The organism is Streptomyces sp. NPDC005533, from assembly GCF_042871845.1.
Classification (GTDB): Bacteria; Actinomycetota; Actinomycetes; order Streptomycetales; family Streptomycetaceae; genus Streptomyces.
Map to the genome: position 1 here is coordinate 1 of NZ_JBIAJH010000107.1, position 6490 is coordinate 6490.

The 6490-nt window shown below is 64.4% G+C and carries 5 protein-coding genes and 1 pseudogene; all 6 read right to left on the minus strand.

Going from position 1 to position 6490, the window contains the following annotated elements:
- Window positions 1-1280 precede the first annotated feature (1280 nt).
- Entirely contained in the window at window positions 1281-1454 is a 174-nt protein-coding gene (locus ACFYP3_RS36635) for a hypothetical protein (protein ID WP_388842352.1), read from the minus strand.
- Between the two features lie 91 nt (window positions 1455-1545).
- On the minus strand, window positions 1546-2394 hold the full coding sequence (locus ACFYP3_RS36640; protein ID WP_388842354.1) for a helix-turn-helix domain-containing protein: 849 nt from the start codon (window positions 2392-2394) through the stop codon (window positions 1546-1548).
- Between the two features lie 12 nt (window positions 2395-2406).
- Window positions 2407-2925: a DUF6879 family protein gene (locus ACFYP3_RS36645; RefSeq protein WP_388842356.1), complete on the minus strand. Its 519-nt coding sequence runs from the start codon at window positions 2923-2925 to the stop codon at window positions 2407-2409.
- Window positions 2906-3172, minus strand: coding sequence for a hypothetical protein (locus ACFYP3_RS36650; RefSeq protein WP_388842360.1), 267 nt, complete (start codon window positions 3170-3172; stop codon window positions 2906-2908). Before ACFYP3_RS36650 ends, ACFYP3_RS36645 begins: the two co-directional genes overlap by 20 nt.
- A gap of 816 nt (window positions 3173-3988) precedes the next feature.
- Complete coding sequence (locus ACFYP3_RS36655; protein ID WP_388842358.1) at window positions 3989-4633, minus strand: DUF4360 domain-containing protein; 645 nt, start codon at window positions 4631-4633, stop codon at window positions 3989-3991.
- A gap of 157 nt (window positions 4634-4790) precedes the next feature.
- Window positions 4791-5449, minus strand: a pseudogene (locus ACFYP3_RS36660) (IS5 family transposase); the annotation flags it as partial.
- Window positions 5450-6490 lie beyond the last annotated feature (1041 nt).

The window sequence follows — 6490 nt, forward strand, 5'->3', positions numbered from 1 at the left end:
CCAGATGCACGGACGAGCAGGCTTCACCCTGCTCCGGCACCGCATCCTCCTCGGATAACACAACCCTCCGTCACCACCGGATGTGAGACAGAGCCAATCGTTCGGTGTAACTCTCCATGGAGGCTGCACCGATGACCAGTGAGAACGTGGCCGAGGCCAAGATCTGTAAGCAGCCGAGTCGCAGCCGGCAAGGGCCGTGGATGACCGGCTGACCGACGAGTTAGTTTCCCGGGCAGGCTGAGGGCCTGCAGCTGCCGAGTCGCAGCCCAAGCCTTGGCAGCTGCCTACCAATGGCTTTCGACTGGAGCGGGTCTCCGTAACCGTGGTGAGCAGGGTTGCCCTGTGGCGGGGGCGGGCAGTCAAATCGCCTGGCTCGACGCGACTAAGTTTCTACCGAGCTGGTAGTCCGTGACCGGCCGGCTGTACCTGCTGATCCACCGGCGCGGCGGCGGGGGGCGGCAGGTGCCACCGGCCCCGCCGACACGGCCTGTGAGCCCAAGGGCCTGGTCGTGGGCGACGGGCCGGACATCCATGCCGTTGATCGTCTTGTTGGAGGGTCGGTACCCACGTCGCTCAAGGTGGCACCCACGTCCGAGTAGGTGGCGCCCGCTGGAGGGGCATACGGACCGTCGCCATCCACGTCACGCGGACGGTCCGTCAACTGCAGAGTGCCTGGAGAAGAGCGCAGAGGTGCGCACTAGCAAGAGGATTCGTCTCCTCTTTGCGCTCAGGTGATCCGTAGCTATTTCTACGTGGGACGGAACCAGCAGACGAATTGCCGCCGACGCCGATGCCTGGCCCTTCGCCGCACTGTCCGCGGCCGCTGCTTTCCTCATCATGCTTGCTTCCGCACTAACCTCTTCCTGCTCCGCCACCGTGTCTGGGCATGAACGCTTGCTCGTCGCGGGCTGGTGATGGGTGCCACTGTCCGCCTGCTGTGAGGCAGGGACTGCTTGGGCTGCTCTCGTGCTGCTGCTCTTCGGAGGTAAGTAGCGGGATTTCCCGCACGCACCCGTTCGGTTCCCTACGGCGGGCAGGGACAACATCCTCACAGGTTCGGGCAGACGTCGGATGCCCCGTACCGCCCGTGTGCATCCTCATCGCGAGCTCGGCAGCTTTGGCGTTCGGGGCCGGCCCCAGAGCCCACTCGCATCCCCCGTCCAAGCAGCGTGCCGTAATGGTGATCTCTCCGCGCGGGTGGATGCCGTCCGAGTGCTGCGCGGGGCGTGCGACGGCACGTGCACTCTTTCCCCTGTCGGTCTCGTCCACGGCTGAGCCTGTCACCACTCCGCTTCGGCAGGGTTGCGCAGGGCGGGCTGCACGGCCCCTCCGGAACCACCGCTCAGCGGCGTGGACGCAACCCTGTCGAACAGGTTGCGCACCTCACCGATCCAGCCTTTCGCCATTTCCCCCGTGAACGTCGCTGTAGTGGGGGTCCAGTCGTCAGCCATCATTCCTCGCCGTCTCCTCGCGTTGTCCGATGAGCACCAAACTAGGCAGCTCAGGACTGCAACTCCCATACGATTGCATGAGATTGCACGCTAATCAGGCGAGGGCATCCATGGCTGAGGCGATCAGTGCGCGGGCCTGGGCGCCGTAGACAGCCGCCTGTGCCAGTTCTGCGAACGTGCCGGCGTACATGGCCACTTCGCTGGGTTGTGTGATCGTTAGGTAGCCAGAGACCAGCTCGACGTTGACTTGCTCGGTGTCGTAGATCCAGAATCCCTCAGTCGGCCAGCGCTCCCGGTCAGGTTGCATGGGTACGACTCCCAAGCTTACGTTGGGAAGTGAGGCGATCGAGATCAGATGGCCAAGCTGCCCGGACATGACTTCCGAGCCGCCAATCCCGGATCGCAGCACCGACTCTTCCACCAGGAAGGCGAACCGGCGGTTTCCCTCGTAAAGGACCCGCTGGCGTTCCATCCGGACAGCGACCGCTGCGGCAACGTCGTCCACCAGGCCCCGCCGCCGCTGAATCGCCTGTAGTGCAGCGGTCGTGTACGGCTGCGTTTGGATCATGCCCGGTACCAGCCACGACGAGTACGAGCGAAAACGGCGGGTCCGCTGGTAGAGAGGTAAGCGTGCCTCTTGAGAGTGCTTGAGTCCGGCGCGCTCCATACGTCGCCAGCCAACCCACATGCCCTCAGCCGTCCGCAGCGAGGCAATCAGGTCCTCGCTCTGCTCCTCTGCCCCGCAGGCTCGGCACCATGCCCGAATATCATCAGCGGATGGCTGCGTACGGGCGTTCATGATCCGAGAGGACTTGGACGGGTGCCAGTCGCAACACTCGGCGATATCACGGCCGGACAAGCCAGCGTCACGGCCCAGCTCAGCGAGCCGATCAGCCAGGGCCTGCCGGGCCTGCTGAGCACTGGAGGATGCAGAAAGAGGCATAGAGCGTACCCGTCAGACCGGCCGGTACTGCGCGTGCGGGATGGCCCGCCCCCACGCTGCCTCGTACCCCGCTGCATACTGCATGGCCAAGGCCGGATCGTGATGCACTTCCATACCTGGGTTAGTCCACTGTCCTTCACCACTGAAATGGTGCAGGATCACCGTCTCCTCGTCCATGACCCATCCGTCCAGCACCGGAAGCAAAAGATCACGCGCACGGGACCTGGGCAGCCAGCGCACGTCCTCGCCCGCTGCAATATTCGAAAACGTCCCGTCGTACTCGTACCGAACGTAGTCGCTCAGCGGCTCGGAGACAACGCGGAGACGACGGATGACCACCCCCCGCCCCGTTGCCTCAGCCACCACGTCCAGCCATGAGCGCCACCATGACTGACGGTCAGCCGGGTCATACCGGAGCCCCTGCTGCCAGCGAACAAATTCCGGGTCATCCAGCATGTAGCTGTCCCGCATCTCAAGGTGCATCGCCGAGCGCTGTGCCTTTGCCAGTGCTTCACGTACCGCGGTTGCCACCGTTGACCTCCCTGTCCGGACTGGGGAGGAACTGGAGCATGTTCGCGGGCAGCCGGACCACGGTCTCATGGTCTGGTACGTCGGTAGAGTGGCCGGGCACCGAGCCGACTTCCTGTGCCTGCCGGATAGTCTCCTCATCAGCCTTCCATGACTGGATGACCAGATCTCCAGTCGTATCGTCCAGCCAGATCGTAGGCGAGCCGTCGTCGGGGGTATTGGGCCAAATTCCCAGAAACTTTAGGGCCATTGGGCACTCCTCTACCGAACAGACTGCATCGACGTGCACGAGCCTCGCCCCTCCCGCTCATCAACGCAAGAGCGCAAATGAACACGCGGCCGCCACGGGGCCCAAAAAGGTCCCGAACCATCCAACGGCCAGGGCCTCGCGGTCACCGGCCCGCCGTCGGCCCCCGCCCTGCGGACGTATCGCCCCTGTCGGCGGCCAACACCGCCTTCACCTACCCCGACCACCTCAACACCCGCTACGACACCGCCTCCGCAGATCCAATACCGCAGCGACCCGCCTCGACGGCACGCTTACATTTCATATCCGCGCCGTGCCCAGCGGCGCAGTAAGCAACGCCCTGGTTCACCGCGCCGCGACGGGGTCGGGCAAGGTGGAGAGAGTGAGTATCTCGGCCGCAGAGACGATCATCTCGGCCGGCCTGCCGAGGAAGACGTCGCGCCCGTACCTCGGTCCGTACTCGGACAGGACCTCTGGGAGGGACCCCCGGAGTCCTGGGGCTGTACTCATGAGAGACCGCGCGCCTGACGGACAGCCATATCCATCACGACCCGTTCGAGTAGCCTGCCCCCGGCCCGTTCCCTTGGAGTTCCTGACTCCCGGAGATTCCCAGGCGGATTGCGAGCCGGGCCACCTGGGTCCGTCCACGCAATCGATGATCGTACGCTCGCCTACCCCGGATTCCACGGGAATGATGTACGCCCCTGCGTCAGCAAGACAACGGATAGCTCTGACATCTATATGCCGTTCGCGGGACTTTACTCAAATTATTAACGGCTGGAATGCATTATTCGATGGTCCGGCCTCCACCTTTGATTCTCAGTTTCCAGTGCACTTCTTCCAGGAGAAGTGGTACTTGCTGCTGATGCTGCCATCGGTCGAGTCCAGCGCCATGTAGCTGGTCTTGCTCGTGTCCGACGTTCCCACCTCAGCGCGCAGCTCGGTGTTAATATTGAAGTTTCTCTTCTCCCCACACGGCGCGAAGACGAGGGCTTGGATATCCGCGCGGTCGGAAGCCTGCCAGTTGTCGTCGAGCGCCCCTTGGAAACGGTGGGTCCGGTACGCGGTCTGGCTCATGCCCTGGAAGTAGTAGCTGGCCTTCTGAGTGCCCCTCGCACCTGGCTGCAGGCTTCCGAAGCCCCGGTAGTCGGCCTGGGCGATGGCGTAGGTGTATCCCTGCGGGACATTAACAGCCAGGGAGAGCTGGCAGTTCTTACGCCCTTCGACCGTGCTACTGTCTCCGCCGACCCGGGCGAGGTACTCACTGTAGGTAACCGTGAAGGCAGTATTGTCCGGGGCCACAGCGATGGCCGTACTGCCAGGGCGGCAGCCCGATCCGTTGATTGAAGCCACCTTTACACTGATTCGCTCGGAGGGCGCCCCTCCGTCTGCCCAAGCTGACGGGGCCGAGGCGACGACAAAAAGCATCGCGGCTACTGTGCCGAGAACCGCCGGTTTGACCATGAGAAGTCCCTTCTCTCGCTTGCATAAGGCGGGCCATTTCACTCGACCTACGCCGGGGTACAGCGTCGCCGAGCCCCACCGGGTATGCATCTGCACTGGGCCATCTGGTGTAGAGCGGTATGGCTCCTGGGGGCAGAGGGCGCGGCGACGCGGGGGCTGCGGCTATACCTGCGAAAAGTGAGGAAGCGTCAGCCTTGCGTTCGTAGCGGCGGTGGAGGCGACGTCAGCCGGCGTGCCCGGGTACGGTCCGTTCGACGACTGATGGCGGCCTAGCCGGTGCGAGGGTTCAATGCCCCGGCGTGCGATGAAGGGGCGGATGCCGCGTTTGCGGAGCCAGCGGCGCAGGTGGTCGTAGTCATAGCCCTTGTCTGCGTGGAGCTTGCCGGGCCGCCGTCGAGGAGGTCCTCGTCGGGATGCCCCGCACCAGCACTTCCACACCGGGGCTGTCGTGCATGTTGGCGCCGGAGATGCCCAGGGACAGCGGCAGTCCGCTCCTGTCGGCGATCAGGTGGATGTTCACTCCAGGCTGCCGCGCTCGGTCGGATCCGGTCGCGTCAAAGACCCCCCTTTTTTTGCAGCCCGCATGCTGACGGAGTCGATCGCGCAGCGCGACCAGTCCAGTTCCCCACAGACACCGAGTTCGTCGAGGATGACGCGGTGGAGGCGGGCCCAGGCCCGAGCCCGGCTCCACTGGGCGAAGCGTCGGTAGACCGTCTGCCAGCTGGGGCCGAAAACCGGCGGCAGTTGCCGCCACGTGCAGCCCGAGGTCGCCACGAAGATGATCGCGGCCAATGCTTCACGGTCACCCGCTCGCCGCCCGGCGACGTACTCCCGGACGTCATCACGCAGTGCATCCGCGTCCCACGCCCCCTGGAGTTCAGCAGCCGCTGGAACCCGTCCGAGGTGCGGTGACCGGCGTAGTCGCGCACGCAGGTAATCTCGAAGCCGCCACCGCAGATCGCCCGCCCGAACCGACCCGCAACTCGAGCGAACACCACATCCAACCCCGCAGCCCACTCCTAGGCCTCAGCAATTCCCACCATGCCCTGACAACGACTACAACCAGCTCAGGACACAATCCGCTGCTGGTGTACTGAGCCCTGGTGAGGACCTCTGGTGCTGCGGTCCGAAACCCCCCGCAGTATTGGCAACAGACCGACAACTACACGAGGAATGTGTGCACTTGAAGCCCTCTGCCAGTTCCGACCGCGGCATGTACAGCGTATGCCGGGTTGAAGCGGGCAGAGCAGCGCACATGGGTGACACCCCCGGCCGGTGGTACTCGTCCAAGGCATCTAGGCACCGGCTGACCCGCGCACGCCATTTCAGCGCGGGCTACCGCGCGTACCCCTGCCGGGCCGGGTGTCAGACCGGCGGGGTGTGTGAAGTCGGCGTCGTGTTGGAGAAGGCGCGCGCCTCGGCTTCACGCCTAAATGTCACTATTGGAGGCTGGAGGGGGCCGGCTTTGGTGTCTGCACACGCAGTAGCGCAGACACCAAAGCCGGTTACGGGCACCGCTGACCTTCATCAACACCGTCACTGTACGACAGTAGGTCCCTGTCGTACGTGGCGGCGCGCCCTTGGATGCAGCTGCGGTGGAGTTGGGCTCCGCTGACAGGCAGTGGCGGTCCGCCTCTGCCTGTCGAAGACTGGACGAAGCTTGTCCAGAATGAACCGTTGCTGCGGCCGCCGTGGTCCTGAGACGGTCACAGATTTCCCTGCGGTTCGAGGCGCCTCAGAACGGACGGCTAGTGCTGAGTTCCTTAGACCGTGTCCTATGTGGTGAGGCGGACGAGGCGTTTGTAGCAGCAGAGGGCGGCTGCTAGGCCGAGGAAGGCCAGGTAGTTGCGGGGATGG